Here is a 17,950-nt window from a genome sequence, read left to right as displayed (position 1 = left end):
ATGTTGGTGCGGATACAATTATCTCGGGCGTAATAATTGGGCACAAAAAAGGGCTGAAAATTCAGCCCCAAAAGTATGCTATGTATGCTTATAGGTTATCTAAAAAGCGTTCTGCATCAAGTGCAGCCATACAGCCAGTACCGGCAGAGGTGATAGCTTGACGGTAAATATGATCAGACACATCACCGGCAGCAAATACGCCTGGCACACTTGTTTGAGTTGCATTACCGTTAAGACCAGATTCAACCACTAGGTAGCCGTCTTTCATTTCTAGCTGACCTTCAAACATATCGGTGTTTGGCTTATGGCCAATGGCAATAAACACACCCGCTAAATCAAGTTCTTCAGTAGCATCTGACGCCACATCTTTAATGCGAACGCCGGTCACACCCATTTGGTCACCAAGCACTTCATCAAGTGTACGGTTGTAGTGCATTACAACATTACCGTTTGCTGCTTTTTCAGCAAGGCGGTCAGCAAGAATTTTTTCACTACGGAAACTGTCACGACGGTGAATAACATGAACTTCATCAGCAATGTTAGACAGGTATAACGCTTCTTCAACCGCTGTGTTACCACCACCAACAACCGCTACTTTTTGACCTTTATAGAAAAAGCCGTCACAGGTTGCACAAGCAGAAACACCACGGCCTTGGAAATTAGTCTCAGACTCTAAGCCTAAATATTTCGCAGAGGCACCGGTTGCAATAATTAAAGCATCACATGTGTAAGTACCTTGGTCACCGGTTAGTGTGAAAGGGCGCTTAGATACGTCAACTTTGTTGATGTGGTCGAACACAATTTCAGTTTCAAAGCGTTCTGCATGCTCTTTCATACGATCCATTAATGCAGGGCCGGTTAAACCGTGTGCATCGCCAGGCCAGTTTTCAACTTCAGTGGTGGTTGTTAGCTGGCCACCTTGTTGAATACCTGTAATTAAAACAGGGTTTAAATTAGCACGTGCAGCGTAAACTGCGGCTGTGTAGCCTGCAGGGCCCGAACCTAAAATAAGTAACTTACAATGTTTTGCTTCAGTCATGATCTTTTCCTAAACGTTTAATACGGTTTTAATGCGCCCGATTCTAAGAAAAACAAGCAGGAAGTAAATAAAAGATGAGATTATTTTTTTTCGCAAATTGCGAAGCTGTTCATTAATGTGTACTAGTAAATGCGTTAAAGACAGTGCTCGCCTAATAAATAGACTGTTAGCCAATAAAACAACGTTAATTCATGACCAGCCTGATTTTTTTTGTTATCTTTTAACTAATTTTGATTTGTCACTGCTTAATTATGTGACCTAAGTGAATAGGCAACTATGTTATTTTGGCAAGAAAAACCCGCATTTGGGTTGACTTCAAAAGACGTTAACGTCTTAACCAATGCGCAAGAATACCGTACGCAATTGTTAGATTTAATTGCCAACGCAAAAAAACGAATTTATATCACCACACTTTACTTACAAGATGATGAAGCGGGTCGTGAAATATTAGCCGCACTACACAGTGCATCGTTAGCTAACCCTTCGCTTGAAATAAAAGTACTGGTTGATTTTCATCGCGCACAGCGTGGTTTAATTGGTGCAGAAAAGTCAGAGGGCAATGCAAGCTTATATTGCGACAGCTTAGAGAAGTTTAATTCAAACGTTCAAGTGTATGGTGTTCCCGTAAAGGCAAAAGAACTGTTTGGGGTATTGCATTTAAAAGGCTTTGTTATAGACGACACATTGCTATATAGCGGTGCCAGTTTAAATAATGTGTATTTGCAATATAGCGACCGATACCGACTTGATCGATACTTTTTAGTTTCGCAAAGCGAGTTATGTGACTCAGTAGTCGACTTTATCGAATCAACGTTATTGAGCTCTGAAGCAGTTCCAAGAATTGATCAACGACCGCTTAAACGCATGGCTGACTTTAAACTTGAACAAAAGCAACTTATGCGTGAGCTTAAATCGGCAAGCTATAAAAGTGCGCAACTATTGAATACTCATGCAATGGGCATTCGTTTGTTTTTGGGTTTAGGCCGTCGTAATAACGAACTTAATCGCTTAATCAAAGCGCTGTTTGATACTACCGAGCAAGAGTTGGTGTTATACACGCCGTATTTTAATTTCCCGGCTCCTTTAATGCGCTCTTTACGTCGCTTATTAAAGCAAGGTAAACAAGTCACTATTGTGGTGGGCGATAAAACCGCAAACGATTTTTACCTGCCACCTAGCGAGCCGTTTAGTAAAATTGGTGCATTACCGTATTTATACGAAACTATTTTGCATAAATTTGTAAAATCGCAAAAACGCCACATAGATAATGGCAACTTAAACGTATACCTGTGGAAACACGAGAGTAACTCGTTTCATTTAAAAGGGATTTGTTGTGACCGTAAAGTGCATTTACTTAGCGGGCATAATTTAAATCCGCGTGCATGGGGGCTAGATATCGAAAATGGTATTCTGATAGAAGACCCTGAGCAAACGATAATGCGCGACATTGATAATGAACGCCAAGAAATTTTAAAGCATTGTCGTCGTTTAACCGGCCCTGATGATTTAGAAACTATGAGCGATTACCCGCAGCCAGTGAAAAAACTGCTTGGTCAAGCTAAGCGCGTAAAAGTCGACTTTATTATTAAACGATTTATATAACATTAGGGTCTGTTGACCACAGACCCTAAAATTTAGATACAAAAAAAGCAGCTAATTAGCTGCTTTTTTAATGCTTATACCTAAATTATGGCTTAGGTATAAGCGGTAACAATAATAGTTACGCGTTTTCTACTGCAGTGCGTGGGTCAACATATTCCATGTTGAACGCTTCAGCTACTTCTTTGTATGTTACTTGGCCTTTAATTACGTTTAAGCCTTTTAAGAAGTGAGCGTCATCTAGTAGTGCTTTTTTGTAACCTTTGTTTGCAAGGTTAATGATGAACGGTAATGTTGCATTATTAAGTGCAAACGTCGATGTACGTGGAACAGCACCAGGCATGTTAGCAACACAGTAGTGAACAACTTCATCAACGATGAAAGTAGGATCAGCGTGCGTAGTTGCTTTAGAGGTTGCAATACAACCACCTTGGTCAATCGCAACATCAACAATAGCAGCACCTGGCTTCATTGCTTTAATGTGTTCAGCAGTCACTAGTTTAGGTGCAGCAGCACCTGGGATAAGCACGCCACCAATTACTAGGTCAGCTTCTAATACGTGCTTTTCAAGCGCATCAGCTGTTGAGTAAATAGCTTTAACTTTGTTACCAAACTGTGCGTCTAGTGCACGTAGTACGTCGATGTTACGGTCAAGTACAACAACCTCAGCACCTAAGCCAACCGCCATTTGTGCAGCGCTACGACCAACCATGCCGCCACCAATAACAACAACTTTAGCTGGCTCAACACCGGGTACACCACCTAGTAACATACCACGACCGTGGTTAGCTTTTTCTAGCGCTTGTGCACCTGCTTGAATAGACATACGACCAGCAACTTCACTCATTGGCGCTAAAAGTGGTAAACCACCGCGTGAATCAGTTACTGTTTCATAAGCAATACAGATTGCTTTACTTTTAACAAGGTCTTCAGTTTGAGGAAGATCCGGTGCAAGGTGAAGGTAAGTGAAAAGAATTTGGTCTTCACGTAACATTGCACGCTCAACAGCTTGTGGCTCTTTTACCTTGATGATCATTTCTGCTTTTGCAAAAACGTCAGCAGCTGTTTCTAAAATTTCAGCGCCTGCTTGAACATAATCATCATTTGTAAAACCAATGCCCATACCAGCATTCGTTTCAACAATCACTTGGTGGCCGTGATTTACAAGTTCGCGAACACTCGCAGGAACCATACCTACACGGTACTCGTGGTTTTTAATTTCTTTAGGTACACCAATAATCATAATTTTGCCTTGTTAGAACGGGATAAAAATTTTCCACTATTATATTCATGCTAGGGTAGTGTGTCTCACCTTTTTTTAAGCTCTTTGTAGTGTTAGTATCTGTAAAATTAATTTTATTAGAATAAAAAACTAAAAAGCCATGCATAACTTATTAGACCGTATTGATCGCAAAATTTTAGTCGAATTACAACTTGATGGCCGCCTGTCAAATGTTGAACTGGCCCGACGAGTTGGCCTAAGCGCCACGCCCTGTCTAGAGCGAGTGAAAAAGCTTGAACGAGAAGGGTATATTTTAGGCTATAAAGCAGTGGTGGATCCTGCCAAACTTGGTCAAGGGCTTTCTGTGTATGTGGAAGTAACCATTACTAAAACATCGCCCGACGTGTTTGAAGAGTTCAGTGCTGCTGTTAGAAAGCACGAGGAAATTATAGAATGTCATTTGGTTTCGGGTAATTTCGACTTTTTATTAAAAACCCGGGTTAACGATATGTCAGAATACCGAGGCGTACTCGGTGATATATTATTAAAGCTGCCCAATGTGAGTGAAAGTCGTACCTACGTAGTGATGGAAGAAGTAAAAGGTGAAGAAGGCGTTGTTATTCGTCCTTTTGTTGCTTAATGATAAAGTAACAGCCTTTAATATACTTTTATTGTTGCAACCAACTTTGCTTTTTTAATGAGTGTACGACTAAATAATAAAAACTTGTTCATAATCAGGCCATCATGGTTAAGATAAAGTGCATCAAAATACATTTCCTGCTAAGGTATTCTATTGCCAAGTGAGTGTAAAAAATAATAATGAGGGATAGGTAATTATGCGCCTAAACGGTGTACAAAGACTATTAGAAACGGGGCTCATCGTCAGCACCTTTGCAGCGGTATTTATTTTATGTGCTTTAATTAGTTTTCACCCAGCCGATCCTGCTTGGTCGCAAACGGGTGAATTTACCAATGTACAAAATATTACGGGTACAGCGGGCGCGTGGGTGGCCGATATTTTACTCCTTACCTTTGGCTGGCTTGCCTATTTTGTGCCAGCGGCTATTCAGCTGCTAGGTTACTTGGTGTTTAAGCAGCCACACCGTATTTTACAACTCGATTACACCACACTTGGATTACGCATTATTGGCTTTGCGCTGTTTATCACCTCAGCAACCGCTATTAGCAGTATTAATTTTGATGATATTTATAATTTTTCATCCGGTGGGGTGGTGGGCGATGTGATTGCATCGGCGATGATGCCAGCGTTTAATTTTACCGGTACCTCTATTTTACTGCTGTGTTTCTTTTTTGCAGGGTTAACGCTATTAACAGGTGTGTCGTGGGTACAATTTGTTGATTATTTAGGTGACTTAATAGTTAGGTTATACCGCTTTTTGGTCACCTATGCTCGAGGTTGGATGCAGCGCGAGCACATTGCAGGTAAAGTACAAGACGAGCAACCCGATGCCTATTTTGAAGACGATACACGACAACAAGAACCTGAACTTGCTAATAAAAAAGCAGACAAACCAAAAGCAATCGATAAACCAACAACTAAAGTAAACGCGCCGCAAGACGACGAGTTTATGCCGTTTGACGAGCTTGACCAAATACTCGATCAAGAAATTAGTTTTAGCGCCATAGACGATGAACCTATGGACACAGAAGCAGCACTTAATGCGCTCGATCAAAGCCCAGTGGTTGAACCTGAAAAACCAGCTACAACCGTGGTTTCACCAGCAAGGCCAATTAACAAGCCAAAATCAGGGTTTCAACCGCCGCCAACTGCCAAAGAGAAGTTTGAGCAATTATTAGAGCAAGAGCCACCTCCGGGGCCATTGCCATCATTAGATTTACTCGACAGACCCGACAAAGCAAAAAACCCAATTTCACAAGAAGAGCTTGATAGTGTATCGCGCCTTGTAGAAACAAAATTACTCGATTTTAACGTGCAAGCTACCGTGGTTGGAGTTTACCCCGGGCCCGTTGTTACTCGTTTTGAGCTTGATTTAGCACCGGGTATTAAGGTGTCTAAAATTACTGGGTTGTCAAAAGATTTAGCGCGCTCGTTATCGGCAATTAGTGTGCGCGTGGTAGAAGTTATTCCGGGTAAAACCTATATCGGTATTGAGCTGCCTAATAAATACCGTGAAATTGTACGTTTGTCAGAAGTGATAAACGCACCTAAGTTTGAGCAAAACCCATCGCCATTAACCATGGTGCTTGGTAAAGATATTGCAGGGCAACCTGTGTGTGCCGACTTAGGTAAAATGCCACATTTATTAGTGGCCGGTACAACCGGTTCAGGTAAGTCAGTGGGCGTTAATGTAATGATATTAAGCTTACTGTATAAATCGGGCCCTGAAGATGTTCGTATGATCATGATTGACCCGAAAATGCTTGAGCTTTCAGTATACGAAGGCATTCCGCATTTATTATGTGAAGTTGTGACCGACATGAAAGAAGCGGCTAACGCACTGCGTTGGTGTGTAGGTGAAATGGAACGCCGTTATAAGCTGATGTCGGCATTAGGTGTGCGTAACTTAAAAGGTTACAACCAAAAAGTAATGGAAGCCAAAGAAGCGGGCTACCCAATTATGGATCCATTATTTAAAGACACCGACGGCATGAAAGAGGGCCCTGATGAGCTAGATAAATTACCTAGCATAGTTGTGGTTATTGACGAATTTGCCGATATGATGATGATTGTAGGTAAAAAAGTTGAAGAGCTAATTGCTCGTATTGCGCAAAAAGCGCGTGCTGCGGGTATTCACTTAATTTTGGCAACGCAGCGTCCGTCGGTTGATGTAATAACCGGTTTAATTAAAGCGAATATACCTACACGTATGGCGTTTCAGGTATCAAGTAAAATAGACTCGCGCACCATACTTGATCAACAAGGCGCAGAAAATTTATTAGGCATGGGTGACATGCTTTATTTACCGCCAGGTACCAGTGTACCTGAGCGTGTGCATGGCGCGTTTGTAGACGACCATGAAGTACATGCTGTAGTAAACGATTGGAAAGCCCGTGCTAAACCAAACTACATAGACGAGATTTTAAATGGTGATGCTACGGAAGATATTCTATTACCAGGTGAAGCCAGCGAAAATGGCGATGAAGAGTCAGATCCGTTATACGACGAAGCGGTCGCCTTTGTAATAGAAACCGGTAAAGTATCGGTATCATCAGTGCAACGTAAATTACGTGTAGGCTATAACCGTGCTGCACGTTTAGTAGAACAAATGGAAACATCAGGTATCGTGAGTGCACCAGGACATAACGGCGCTCGCGATGTATTAGTACCTAATGGAGCAAATTAATGAAAAAATTAAGTAGTTTATTATTGGTATTGGGCAGTTTAGTTGCTATGCCAAGTTTTGCTGACGACAGCCAAGCATTACAAGATAAGTTATCGACCTTAAAAAGCTTTAAAGCACAATTTAAACAAAACGTAACCGACGGTGAAGGCCAACTGGTAATGCAAGGCCAAGGCAATATTGCCTTGCAACAGCCATTGATGATTCGCTGGCAGCAAACTAACCCAGACGACACTTTATTTGTGTCAAACGGCGATAAAACCTATTACTTTGATAGCTTTGCTGAGCAAGTAACCATCATGAAAACCAGCGGTTTAATTGACTCTACACCGTTTATATTGCTCACCTCTAAAGACCCTGCGCAATGGGAAAAGTACAGTGTGCTTGCCACCGACTTAGGCTTTAGCATTACCCCAAATAAAGGCGTAGAAAGCCAAGTAGAGCAGCTTGATATTACTTTTGCTGATAACGAGCAGGGGCTTGCAAAACTGGTGGTTAAAGATAACTCAGGCCAGCTGTCTGCGTTTATATTTAGCAATGCACAGGTTAATACTGAGCTTGATAAAACAACTTTTGAATTTACCCCGCCAGCGGGTGTAGAAATAGACGATCAGAGTAACGGTGAGTAATTTAGGTTTTAACTTTGGGCCCGATGTACGTCCACTCGCTGCGCGTATGCGCCCTTTATCGCTTAACGATTACATAGGGCAACAGCATTTACTAAGTAGCGACAAACCGCTGCATCAAGCTATTGTTGCAGGACGTTGCCATAGTTTAATTTTATGGGGCCCTCCAGGGGTAGGTAAAACTACGCTAGCGCAAATTATTGCCAACCATGCCGACGCTGAACTAATTCAAATGTCGGCAGTAACGGCGGGCGTAAAAGATATACGCGATAGCGTAACCCAAGCGCGCGATAACTTACAAAGCCGTGGTCAGCGCACTTTAATGTTTGTTGATGAAGTACACCGCTTTAATAAATCTCAGCAAGATGCGTTTTTACCGCATATTGAAGATGGCACTTTTATATTTGTTGGTGCCACCACCGAAAACCCCTCGTTTGCGCTTAATAACGCGATTTTGTCTCGTGCAAGGGTGTATGTTTTAAAATCCTTGCAGGAAAGCGATTTATACACGGTAATAGAGCGTGCACTTAAACAAGATGAGCAATTAAGCCAAAAACACATCGTGATTGCAGATAACGCCAAACAGGCGCTATGCCAAGCAAGTGGTGGCGATGCTCGTAAAGTGCTTAATTTACTCGAGCAAGCAGTCGATTTAACCACTGAGCAAAACGGCCAATTTCATGTTGATGAACAGGTACTCAGCCAAGTACTGCCGACGCATTTAGCGAAATACGATAAAGGCGGCGATGAATTTTACGATTTAATTTCGGCGTTTCATAAATCGGTGCGAGGCAGTTCACCCGATGGTGCGCTTTATTGGTACTGCCGTATTTTAGCAGGTGGCGGCGACCCGCTGTATGTTGCAAGGCGCTTATTAGCAATTGCCACCGAAGACATAGGCAACGCCGATCCGCGAGCGATGGAAGTGGCTTTAAACGCATGGGATATATTCCAACGTGTTGGCCCAAGCGAAGGCGAGCGCGCCATTGCACAGGCCACCTTGTACTTGGCTAGTGCGCCTAAAAGCAATGCGGTTTATATGGCGTTTAATCAAGCCAAAGATGATGCTAAAAATCAGCCAAGCTACCCTGTACCAGAGCATTTACGTAATGCCCCCACTAATTTAATGAAAAACTTAGGCTATGGCGCAGAGTATCGTTATGCGCATAACGAAGAGGGTGCATTTGCTGCTGGCGAAAAATACCTACCGCCAGAAATGGATAGCAAGCAATACTACCAGCCAAGTGATCGTGGACTTGAGCAAAAAATTAAACAAAAGCTCGATTATTTAAAAGAGCGCGACGCGCAAAGCCCAGTAAAACGTTATGAGCATGATTAAACTTTACATGATGATAGCCCTTGGCGGAGCCTCAGGAGCCTGTTTACGGTTTTTTATTAGCGAAACCATGCTAAAACTCCTCGGTAGGGGATTCCCTTTTGGCACGTTGACGGTTAATATTCTGGGTTCATTGTTGATGGGCATTTTGTACGGTTTAATCGATAAGCAGGTTATTGCCGTGAGTCCCGCTAAAACCCTCATCGGAATTGGCTTTTTAGGTGCGTTAACCACCTTTTCAACATTCTCAATGGATTCGTTGTTGTTATTACAACAAGGTCACTTTATTAAAATGGCCCTCAATATCATCTTAAACGTGATGGTGTGTATTTTTATGGCTTGGCTGGGCCTTCAGCTAGTAATGCAAAAAGGTTAAAAAACTAACATGTTAGATTCTAAATATTTACGTCAAGATGTCGAACAAACTGCAGCACGTTTAGCCGCACGTGGTTATGAACTAGATGTAGCGGTAGTGACTGAACTTGAAGAAAAACGCAAAACATTACAAGTAAAAACGCAAGAACTTCAAAGTCAACGTAATGCCAGTGCTAAAGCCATTGGTCAAGCAAAAGCAAAAGGCGAAGACGCACAGCCATTGCTAGACGCAGTGGCTAACTTAGGCAGCGAATTAGACGCAGCTAAAGCTGAGCAAGACGAAGTGTTAGAAGCAATTAAACAAATTGCCTTAGCAATTCCAAATTTACCGGACGAGTCGGTACCAGAAGGCGCTGACGAAGACGACAACGTAGAAATTTTAACGTGGGGTACACCTAAAAAATACGACTTTGAGGTAAAAGATCACGTTGACGTAGGGCAAGACCTAAACGGCTTAGACTTTGAAATGGGCGTTAAAATTAGTGGCGCGCGTTTTACCGTAATGCGCGGCCAAGTAGCACGTATGCACCGTGCACTTACCCAATACATGCTAGACACCCACACAGACACAAACGGCTACACAGAAATGTATGTACCGTACTTAGTTAATAGCGCAAGCCTTTACGGCACCAGCCAATTACCTAAGTTTGCGGGCGATTTATTCCACACATTAGGCCTAGTGAACGATGATGGCGAGCAACAAGCTGGTTTTAGCCTTATTCCTACAGCAGAAGTACCGCTTACCAACAGCGCCCGTGATGAAATTTACGAAGAAAGCGATTTACCTATTCGCCTAACAGCGCACACACCATGTTTTAGAAGTGAAGCAGGCAGCTACGGTCGCGATACACGTGGTTTAATCCGTCAGCACCAGTTTGATAAAGTAGAACTAGTACAACTTGTAAAACCAGAAGATTCAATGCAAGCACTCGAAGAGCTAACAGGCCATGCTGAGCAAATACTTCAAGCGCTGGAATTACCATACCGTAAAGTTATTTTATGTATGGGCGACATGGGCTTTGGCGCTGCTAAAACATACGATTTAGAAGTATGGTTACCAGCGCAAGACACGTACCGCGAAATTTCGTCTTGTTCAAACATGGTCGATTTCCAAGCACGCCGTATGCAAGCACGTTTTCGTCGTGAAGGCGCTAAAAAACCAGAGCTTTTACACACACTAAACGGTTCAGGTTTAGCGGTTGGCCGTACACTTGTAGCTATACTAGAGAACTACCAACAAGCCGACGGCTCAGTAGTAGTACCAGAAGTACTTCGCCCATACATGGGTGGACTTGAAGTGATTGGGAAAGCTTAAAGTACTAGCTGTAAGCTGTCAGTTTTTAGCTGTAAGCTTTAATAAAGAAAGCCGCTGTTTTAACGAACAGCGGCTTTTTTGTTTTAGGGAAAAGGTTAAAGGGAAAAGGTTCGAGGAGAAAGGCTCAAGGCGAAAATAAAAGTCTAAGTTACGCTATTTGTCAGTAAAAATAATAAACCTGCCTTTATTGTTTATTTGCACAACACTTTTTGTCCAATATTACTGATCTCCACCATTTTGGTGTTTTTCTGCATCCAGTAAATTTAGATGAGAGCTAACTAATTGTTTACATGTGCTTATTCGCTGGTTAAATTAGATTAATTGTAATATTTGGACATTTGTCGGTTTATAAAGCGACAAATGTCGGATACAAAGTTGTTAGGTAAATAATTGAGTTCAGCCCTTGAAAAGTTAGTAATCTCCCTTATTTAAGTACTATCAACAGCTTGTATAGGATCAGTTTTATGCCATCAGCGAAAAATGCAGTAATTGTGTTTGGTGAACATTTTGCGGGGAAGAGTTACACACTCAAAGAGCATTTTAAGCCTTTAGTCGGTTTAAGTGGTGGACAACGTGTGTTCCATCTCACTGATTCCAAAACTAATAAGCTTATTACTGGCGAAGTGAGAACTCAGAGTTTTGAAGAAGCAGGTCATTCAACAACATCATTAGCAGCATTGTTAGCTACATTATCGAATCGTGATTTGTTAGTTGTAGCAACAAGACCGCCTAGTGAAGCTGGTTCACTGTATAGTCATATTGAATCAACCTTGATGAATAATGGTTTTAATGTGTCATCTGTTGAAATCGTAGATCATAGTGGTCCTAAAAATCCGCCATACTATATCGGTCGTGCTAAACAAATTTACTCTCACTTGTAAATTTACCTAACAAAGCATTTAAGAGTGATTCACAACGCTTGGCGCTTTCGCTTCGCTCAAGTATAGCCAAGCGTCGCTCACACCTTAATGCGGCGTTAGCAGTACAAGAATCATATCAACTAATGGAGTATATTTTCATGGAACAGAAAAGTGGTAAGCCTCAGTTAAAAGAATCAAATGACAATCTAGATCTTATTCGGATGCAAACCGAAGTTGCACTTGTAGATTCAATGACAAAATCAAAAACACTAACAATCATGGTCGTTGTTGGCGCTCTAGCATTTTCTGGCTTTGCATATTTCTTATATAAAATGGCAGGCATGCAATAACTAATGTAATTTACAGCTAACAAACTGTTAAACAAGGACAAAATACTGTTGGCTTTTGCTCCTTCGTCGCTTACTCTAACCAACTATATTTTGCCCATTAACAGGGCGTTATGTTTCTATTTAGTTGAATGACGTTATATGTATCTTAGAAAATCAATTTTAATTGGGTCAATGTGCCTTTTAGCCTCATGTGCCGCTAAAAAAGAAAATAGTGCTTCAAAACTGGTTCAAAAAACAGAGCTACCTGCTGCTAGTCTTATTTGTATTGAAGCTGAAAGTAAAAGTAGAGTCGGGTTTCAAATATTTATCAAAGATATAGATTTTAATGACAAAGAAAAAATTGACGATTTGTTCTCTCGGGTGCAAAAATTTGTTATGACAGATCCTTGTATTCCTCCTCTTTTAAGGCATGGCACTTTAATTTATATTGATAATCTCGAGTTTGTTAAACCTGATGGCGATGTACTTATCGACACTATGAACTTACCTAAACACGGCAATGTAATTAATGCTTATACTTCAGCTCCATTTTTGATTGGTGAAAGTAAACTTTGGTTACAATTATCGAAAAAAAGGTTAGCACAAGCTTTCCCTAACTATACAACTGATATCGTTTTCGACTAACACTACATAACAAGAAAAGGAACCTTACAGTTCAGAACCATTAGTTCATCTATAGCACATCAGTTGAAGTTCATAAGGTATTTATTACCTGAATGAAATGAACAGGCTGAGATGGATATATTCACGATTTACCTAGGTAAAGCAGAGGTTACTTTCATGGCTGTTTTTGCCAAAAAAAAGTACGATGTTTTGGGCAGAACAGAGAAAAGTATGGTTCCGAGCGATAACATTAAAAGCAAGTTTTTGTGGTAGCGAAACATAACAAGTGCCTAAACCACGGACGCAAATCAGCAGGCTTGCGCTCCTTCGTCGCTAATTTTAGCCTGCTATTTCGCGCCGGTTAGGCAAGCGTTATGCGTCAGATGCGAATTCGAATAATTTTATTTGTTAAAACCAAAGGTGGTCAAATCTTGACTTCAGACATCAGCACTTAAATTTACAAAAACGCCTTAATTTAATCTGTTATTCTTCCTCTAAAAGCGAAGCGTCTCTTATCCTCTTTGTGAATTAATGTTGCTTTGCCAACATAAGTTTTGTGCATTTGGGGAGAGTTATTTTTAGCAAATTATAATTACGATATAGCCGTTGGTGAAAAGCCATTTGTTTACTTATTTATAAGGTGGGTTGTTTTCATAAGTGTTTGTAATATAGTGTCTATTAATTAACCTAAATATAGAATAAGGAACATTCATGGAATTAGCCAAAACCACAAGTTTGAAATTTGAAGTAACAGAAACAGGTCATCAAATAATACAAGCTAAAATAAACGGGCATAAAGTAAATTTAATTTTAGATACAGCGGCGGGTGCATCTGTTTTAGATAGGGCATGTATTCAAAAGCTTGGAATAGAAGAAGTGTTTAGTGAAGAAAATGCCGCAGGTTTAGGTACAGCCGACCACAAGATGGGCTTAATAGACGTTTTGAAATTTGAATTAGCAGGGCAGTTGTTTGAAAGTACAGAGTTTGTAACACTAAACCTAGACCATGTTCAGGTAGCTGGTGGTGACAATATAATACATGGATTATTAGGCTCTCCATTTTTTAGAAAATACCAAGCGGTGCTAGATTTTGGCACTGATACACTGACAATTAGTGAGCCATTAGCTGATTATGAGTAATTAAAGCGGCTTAATTTAAGCCGCAATTTTGCATATTATACACAGCATGATAAATCGGGTTGCCCCAAGTCAATTCATCATTTTTGTCGGATGGCGTGGCTTCGCCACTTATCCGACCTACGTCTAAAGGTAGGTTGGTTAAGCCAAAGGCGCCACCCAACAGAGTTCTACGGTTCTATCGAGCTCAGTCTATAAATTGTACTTAATTTATTCAACTGCTTTTAAGCGTTTTGTTATGGCTTGTAATTTTTCTTCTAGTGTAAAAGACAGGACTAAGGTTTCTTCTACAATTTCTTTCGTTTCATCAACTAATCCTACTAGCTCCGACTCTTGCTCTTCATCCAAACCTAGAGTGATCATTTTTGATTGTATAGCTTGAGATAAATCATTAACGAGTATTTTTACTTGCTTATCTTGCTCTGAGCATAGCTTTTTTATGGTACTAAAATCATCAGCAAGTTGGCTCTTGAGGGTGTTTAAAGCTTGTTGACGTATCGTCGCTTTTTCTAATTGCTGTTCAATAAATTCCATTCGGCTTTCTATAATAGTAAGTAAAATAGCAAAATTATCTCGAAGTCGTCCGAGTAAGCCTTCATCTTTTGCATTTATTCCTTTTACAAGTATTGAGCAAGCAGGTGCGTTAAATAATAAGTTAGAGCTAAATGGCACTATTCGTTTTGCTCTTCTTCCCAGTTCAAGAATTTCTTTTTCTAGTTCAGAAATAGTTTGTTTTGGAAATTGGTGATATTGGTCTGCTACTCTAAACTCTACACAGCAGCTGGCGCCTGCATTGGTAAAGTACTGCTGTACGTTAGCAAATAATGTATCTAAATCGGTTACGTCAAGGTTGTCAGTAAAGAATGAAACTAACTCTCCGAGTTCACTTGCTTGTTGCATTGAGGTAAAAGCAGTTGTAGAGGCCACATCGTACATTTCTTTTAGATTATTTCGCTCTGTAATACGCAGTTCAACACGCTTTAATTTTTCGTTTAGTTCCTTAAAGTCTACTGGCTTGGCAACATAATCATCGCCGCCATACCCATATGCTGTGAGTTTGTCTTCACTTGATGTTAAAGCGGATATAAATATAATTTCGCAATCATCGTATTCACCGGATTGTTTTATTTGTTCAACTAAATCATAACCAGTAAGGCCATTACTAAGTAAAATATCCATTAAGACGACTTGTGGCTGGTGCTGTTCCATTAGTGCTAATATTGGCTCGGTTCCATCAGATGAAGCAATATCGTGTTGCTTAGAAAGCGCAATTTCCATGATGTTTCTATTTTGAGGGTTATCGTCAACGGACAATATTTTCACTTTGACTCCTTAATTTCGTTATTGTCGTCCTATCTTAAATGATATTAGTCATGGAAATGGCTACCCGCAAATAATAAATTCATGTACATTTTCATGGAGCACTTAAGTAACACCACATTAAAAGTTTATTATGATAGATACTTTATTCATTTGTTTATAATCCTATAAATGCGCCGAAATCGTCATGAATGTCATTAGTAACACTACAATAATTACTTACTATTAGCTTCGTGGCATAAGAGCCAATCGACGTTTGAACTTCAAGGTCATGAGATTAGATATCATGTGCAAGGGGAAGAGGGAGCGCTGAGTTTATTACTGATCCATGGTTACCCAACCACAAAATGGGATTGGCATAATCAATGGGCTGAGCTCACTCAATAGTTTAAAGTATTTATCCTCGATACGCTGGGTTTCAGCGCATGAGTTTGGCCATTGTATACTTATGTATGTAGGAGGTATTAATTTATCTTGGGGTCATAAAGGTAGTACAAATGTTCTCCTTCAAAATGTTAAAGCGTCTTCTCTAGGTTATCCAAATCAAGGAAAGATTGATCTCATGAAGTATTACAATGACACAAAAAATACCGCTAATTTGAAGCAACGCATTACACGCAGTGAAGCGCTTGACGTTGATATAAAAAGATTAATTTGGAGTTCTGAGGTTCTATGGAAAGATTAAAGGTATTAATTTTTGGATTACTAATAACTTTTGTATTGAGCTCATGTTCAAGTATTTACTGGGCTAGTGTTAAAAACTCTACGGCTGAAGAATTAATGGTTAAAGTGGTGTTTAAAACTGAGTACGGTACTCAGGTAATGGACATGCCATTAAAAGCAGATGAAGTAAACGTTTGGCAATATGAACAGTCATCAAGTGAATCAAAAATAATGGATAAATATTTATCTTCAATTGAGATAAGTGACGGCAGTGGCTGTTACTTAGTTTTTAATAAAGAAGAGATAAAAAAGAAGGTTAAAAATACAACGCGGCAAATCGTAATTTCTCCTGATGATTTTCAAAAAGCCTGCGAGAGCAAAGTTAATTTAAACACACTATAAAAATCTTTTAGTAAAGCTTCCCTAAAGGGTCTGACTTTAAGTATGAATTTAGCTTGCTGCTACTTTTAGTCTCGTAGGATTTATTTTAATGTTTAACTTTTAAAATAAATCCTACGAGATAATCACCATTCATTTAAGTGAATATCACTTTGGCGTTACCAGCATTAACCTTGCCTCTTTTCCATCCGTTAATATCGCTATATTACCTTCAGCAGTAACAAACACATCTCTGAGCCTGCCTGTGGCTTCTGGAAAAATATGCGACTGGGTGAATTCACCATTTTTTAAATTAACGCTGTAGAGCTTTTTATCGACCAATGTGGTAATGAGTACGTGGCGTTGCAGTGAAGGGAAGGCTGCATGCATAGAGCCATAATATGCCATGCCTGATGGCGCAATTGAGGGCGTCCAATCTACGGTTGGTTTAGCCATGCCTGGGTAGTCTCTAAAGGGCGAAATACGTGCTTGCGAGTAGTCATCACCGTTGGTTATTACTGGCCAGCCGTAATTGGTGCCAGCCTTTAAATAGTTGAGCTCATCACCGCCTGCGGGGCCGTGTTCGTGGCTAATGATTTGCTTGGTATCGTAATCATAAACCAAGCCTTGCAAGTTACGGTGCCCGAGTGAATAAATGGCATGCGCGGTAGGGTTTTCATGTTTAATAAACGGGTTATCGCTTGGAATAGTGCCATTTAAATTAATTCGTAGCACTTTACCTAATTGGCTGGTTATAACTTGTGCTTGCTCGCGGTAGTCAAAGCCATCACCACTTGAAAACAGTAAGCTATTATCGGGCAGTACAAGCGCCCGGCCAGAGTAATGCTGCGGTGTGCCCTTATCGGTGGCAACTTTATAAATAACTTTTGGTACTGAAAACTGCTCGCCATCAAACTTAGCTTTGGCAATAACGAGTCTGTTTGCATCAAGCTCACCTTGGGCATAAGTGAATATTATTTCTTTTGATTCACTGTAATTTGGCGAAAGTACTATATCGAGTAAACCGCCTTGCCCTGCAACGTATAAGCCCTCGAAGTTTATTTTAACTCGGCTTTGTTGGTTGTTTTTAATGATGACAACATGGCCATCACGCTCTGTAACTAACCACGTATTGTTTGGGAGCTTAACCATGCTCCATGGTGAATTGAGATCTGTTGCTAAGGTACTAGCAGTATATTGCTGTGTTGGTAATTCGGCACTGACGTTACAAGAAAACGTTAAAAGCGAGAGTAGCGTAATACAACGTAGAGATTGTTTACCCTGCAAGCCTTTGCTAGTGTAAGGAAAAAGTTTCATTTTAAGTTGAGATAACCATGCAGTTTTTAACACGTACACTCCCTTCATTTTTAGTTTCTTGGTTACTTACATTCACTCTTGCTAGCTTGTTTCATAGCCAATACGTTGTCAATCAATTAGTTAATGTAGGTGTAGTGGTGGGCTTTAATGATCGTGTTAATTTAACCCTTGAAGATTGGCTTGGCTTGCTACCTACTTACGGCGCTATTATTGCGATTGCACTTGCTCTCGCATTTTTTGTGACTTGGTTTATCGCGAAAAAGCTTAAAAATCAGGGGATACAATTATTTGTAACTGCGGGTATTGTAGCGTTTGCAACAGCGTTAATTGCTATTGAATCTATTATGAATATTACTATTATTGCGGGTGCAAGAGGCTGGGGGTTTTATGCGCAATTATGTGCAGGTGCAGTAGGGGGTTATGTATTTGCAAAACTCATTAAGGCAAATAAGCAAAAGACAGAGCATCACGGTTTTTAAGTGAGTAT

17 protein-coding genes are annotated in these 17,950 nt (G+C 40.4%); 13 read left to right on the top strand and 4 right to left on the bottom strand.

Annotated elements, in window-relative coordinates; genetic code table 11:
• Window positions 1-88: 88 nt before the first annotated feature.
• Window positions 89-1,039, bottom strand: coding sequence for a thioredoxin-disulfide reductase (gene trxB / locus PUND_RS10890; RefSeq protein ID WP_008110078.1), 951 nt, complete (start codon window positions 1,037-1,039; stop codon window positions 89-91).
• A gap of 276 nt (window positions 1,040-1,315) precedes the next feature.
• Between trxB and pssA the strand changes: the two genes are divergently transcribed.
• Window positions 1,316-2,641: a CDP-diacylglycerol--serine O-phosphatidyltransferase gene (gene pssA / locus PUND_RS10885; RefSeq protein WP_010389720.1), complete on the top strand. Its 1,326-nt coding sequence runs from the start codon at window positions 1,316-1,318 to the stop codon at window positions 2,639-2,641.
• A gap of 118 nt (window positions 2,642-2,759) precedes the next feature.
• Here the strand turns inward: pssA and ald are convergent, their stop codons facing one another.
• Window positions 2,760-3,881 (bottom strand): alanine dehydrogenase, encoded by a 1,122-nt coding sequence (ald, locus tag PUND_RS10880; RefSeq protein ID WP_008110075.1) that lies wholly within the window; start codon window positions 3,879-3,881, stop codon window positions 2,760-2,762.
• Window positions 3,882-4,020: 139 nt separating this feature from the next.
• Here ald and lrp point away from each other — a divergent pair, with 139 nt between their 5' ends.
• The 10 genes from lrp to PUND_RS10830 all read left to right on the top strand — a co-directional run bounded on the left by lrp (window position 4,021) and on the right by PUND_RS10830 (window position 13,788).
• Window positions 4,021-4,500 carry a leucine-responsive transcriptional regulator Lrp gene (gene lrp / locus PUND_RS10875; protein ID WP_008110073.1) on the top strand — a complete coding sequence of 160 codons (480 nt, stop codon included), beginning with the start codon at window positions 4,021-4,023 and terminating at the stop codon, window positions 4,498-4,500.
• 196 nt (window positions 4,501-4,696) lie between these two features.
• Entirely contained in the window at window positions 4,697-7,186 is a 2,490-nt protein-coding gene (locus PUND_RS10870) for a DNA translocase FtsK (RefSeq protein ID WP_010389722.1), read from the top strand.
• Window positions 7,186-7,812 carry an outer membrane lipoprotein periplasmic chaperone LolA gene (gene lolA / locus PUND_RS10865; RefSeq protein ID WP_010389723.1) on the top strand — a complete coding sequence of 209 codons (627 nt, stop codon included), beginning with the start codon at window positions 7,186-7,188 and terminating at the stop codon, window positions 7,810-7,812. Before PUND_RS10870 ends, lolA begins: the two co-directional genes overlap by 1 nt.
• Complete coding sequence (locus tag PUND_RS10860; protein ID WP_010389725.1) at window positions 7,805-9,148, top strand: replication-associated recombination protein A; 1,344 nt, start codon at window positions 7,805-7,807, stop codon at window positions 9,146-9,148. Before lolA ends, PUND_RS10860 begins: the two co-directional genes overlap by 8 nt.
• Window positions 9,141-9,521, top strand: coding sequence for a fluoride efflux transporter CrcB (gene crcB / locus PUND_RS10855; protein WP_010389726.1), 381 nt, complete (start codon window positions 9,141-9,143; stop codon window positions 9,519-9,521). Before PUND_RS10860 ends, crcB begins: the two co-directional genes overlap by 8 nt.
• A 9-nt stretch (window positions 9,522-9,530) precedes the next feature.
• Window positions 9,531-10,835 carry a serine--tRNA ligase gene (gene serS / locus PUND_RS10850; RefSeq protein ID WP_008110064.1) on the top strand — a complete coding sequence of 435 codons (1,305 nt, stop codon included), beginning with the start codon at window positions 9,531-9,533 and terminating at the stop codon, window positions 10,833-10,835.
• Between the two features lie 464 nt (window positions 10,836-11,299).
• Complete coding sequence (locus tag PUND_RS10845; protein ID WP_010389727.1) at window positions 11,300-11,716, top strand: hypothetical protein; 417 nt, start codon at window positions 11,300-11,302, stop codon at window positions 11,714-11,716.
• Between the two features lie 38 nt (window positions 11,717-11,754).
• The gene (locus PUND_RS10840; protein WP_010389728.1) at window positions 11,755-12,045 is read left to right on the top strand and encodes a hypothetical protein; all 291 of its coding nucleotides are present in this window, start codon (window positions 11,755-11,757) and stop codon (window positions 12,043-12,045) included.
• 138 nt (window positions 12,046-12,183) lie between these two features.
• Window positions 12,184-12,669: a hypothetical protein gene (locus PUND_RS10835; protein ID WP_010389731.1), complete on the top strand. Its 486-nt coding sequence runs from the start codon at window positions 12,184-12,186 to the stop codon at window positions 12,667-12,669.
• 690 nt (window positions 12,670-13,359) lie between these two features.
• Window positions 13,360-13,788, top strand: coding sequence for an aspartyl protease family protein (locus PUND_RS10830; protein WP_010389732.1), 429 nt, complete (start codon window positions 13,360-13,362; stop codon window positions 13,786-13,788).
• A gap of 207 nt (window positions 13,789-13,995) precedes the next feature.
• Here the strand turns inward: PUND_RS10830 and PUND_RS10825 are convergent, their stop codons facing one another.
• The gene (locus PUND_RS10825) at window positions 13,996-15,108 is read right to left on the bottom strand and encodes a response regulator (RefSeq protein WP_240539509.1); all 1,113 of its coding nucleotides are present in this window, start codon (window positions 15,106-15,108) and stop codon (window positions 13,996-13,998) included.
• Between the two features lie 669 nt (window positions 15,109-15,777).
• Between PUND_RS10825 and PUND_RS10820 the strand changes: the two genes are divergently transcribed.
• The gene (locus tag PUND_RS10820) at window positions 15,778-16,170 is read left to right on the top strand and encodes a hypothetical protein (protein ID WP_010389736.1); all 393 of its coding nucleotides are present in this window, start codon (window positions 15,778-15,780) and stop codon (window positions 16,168-16,170) included.
• A gap of 144 nt (window positions 16,171-16,314) precedes the next feature.
• On the opposite strand, the gene PUND_RS10815 is transcribed toward PUND_RS10820, so the two are convergent.
• Window positions 16,315-17,496, bottom strand: coding sequence for a PQQ-dependent sugar dehydrogenase (locus PUND_RS10815; RefSeq protein ID WP_010389737.1), 1,182 nt, complete (start codon window positions 17,494-17,496; stop codon window positions 16,315-16,317).
• Here PUND_RS10815 and PUND_RS10810 point away from each other — a divergent pair.
• Window positions 17,481-17,942 (top strand): hypothetical protein, encoded by a 462-nt coding sequence (locus PUND_RS10810; RefSeq protein WP_010389738.1) that lies wholly within the window; start codon window positions 17,481-17,483, stop codon window positions 17,940-17,942. The two genes, PUND_RS10815 and PUND_RS10810, sit on opposite strands and share 16 nt — an antisense overlap.
• Window positions 17,943-17,950: the final 8 nt, after the last annotated feature.

The sequence above is a fragment of the Pseudoalteromonas undina genome, from assembly GCF_000238275.3.
GTDB classification, from domain to species: Bacteria; Pseudomonadota; Gammaproteobacteria; order Enterobacterales; family Alteromonadaceae; genus Pseudoalteromonas; species Pseudoalteromonas undina.
This window is presented reverse-complemented; position numbering and strand designations above follow the sequence as displayed.

Excerpts from the sequence above, each read along its gene's own strand:
- pssA (WP_010389720.1), top strand. The coding sequence starts at position 1,316 with ATGTTATTTTGGCAAGAAAAACCCGCATTTGGGTTGACTTCAAAAGAC.
- lrp (WP_008110073.1), top strand. The coding sequence starts at position 4,021 with ATGCATAACTTATTAGACCGTATTGATCGCAAAATTTTAGTCGAATTA.
- lolA (WP_010389723.1), top strand. The coding sequence starts at position 7,186 with ATGAAAAAATTAAGTAGTTTATTATTGGTATTGGGCAGTTTAGTTGCT.
- crcB (WP_010389726.1), top strand. The coding sequence starts at position 9,141 with ATGATTAAACTTTACATGATGATAGCCCTTGGCGGAGCCTCAGGAGCC.
- PUND_RS10810 (WP_010389738.1), top strand. The coding sequence starts at position 17,481 with ATGCAGTTTTTAACACGTACACTCCCTTCATTTTTAGTTTCTTGGTTA.
- PUND_RS10870 (WP_010389722.1), top strand. The coding sequence starts at position 4,697 with ATGCGCCTAAACGGTGTACAAAGACTATTAGAAACGGGGCTCATCGTC.
- PUND_RS10830 (WP_010389732.1), top strand. The coding sequence starts at position 13,360 with ATGGAATTAGCCAAAACCACAAGTTTGAAATTTGAAGTAACAGAAACA.
- PUND_RS10845 (WP_010389727.1), top strand. The coding sequence starts at position 11,300 with ATGCCATCAGCGAAAAATGCAGTAATTGTGTTTGGTGAACATTTTGCG.
- PUND_RS10835 (WP_010389731.1), top strand. The coding sequence starts at position 12,184 with ATGTATCTTAGAAAATCAATTTTAATTGGGTCAATGTGCCTTTTAGCC.
- trxB (WP_008110078.1), bottom strand. The coding sequence starts at position 1,039 with ATGACTGAAGCAAAACATTGTAAGTTACTTATTTTAGGTTCGGGCCCT.
- PUND_RS10820 (WP_010389736.1), top strand. The coding sequence starts at position 15,778 with ATGGAAAGATTAAAGGTATTAATTTTTGGATTACTAATAACTTTTGTA.
- ald (WP_008110075.1), bottom strand. The coding sequence starts at position 3,881 with ATGATTATTGGTGTACCTAAAGAAATTAAAAACCACGAGTACCGTGTA.
- serS (WP_008110064.1), top strand. The coding sequence starts at position 9,531 with ATGTTAGATTCTAAATATTTACGTCAAGATGTCGAACAAACTGCAGCA.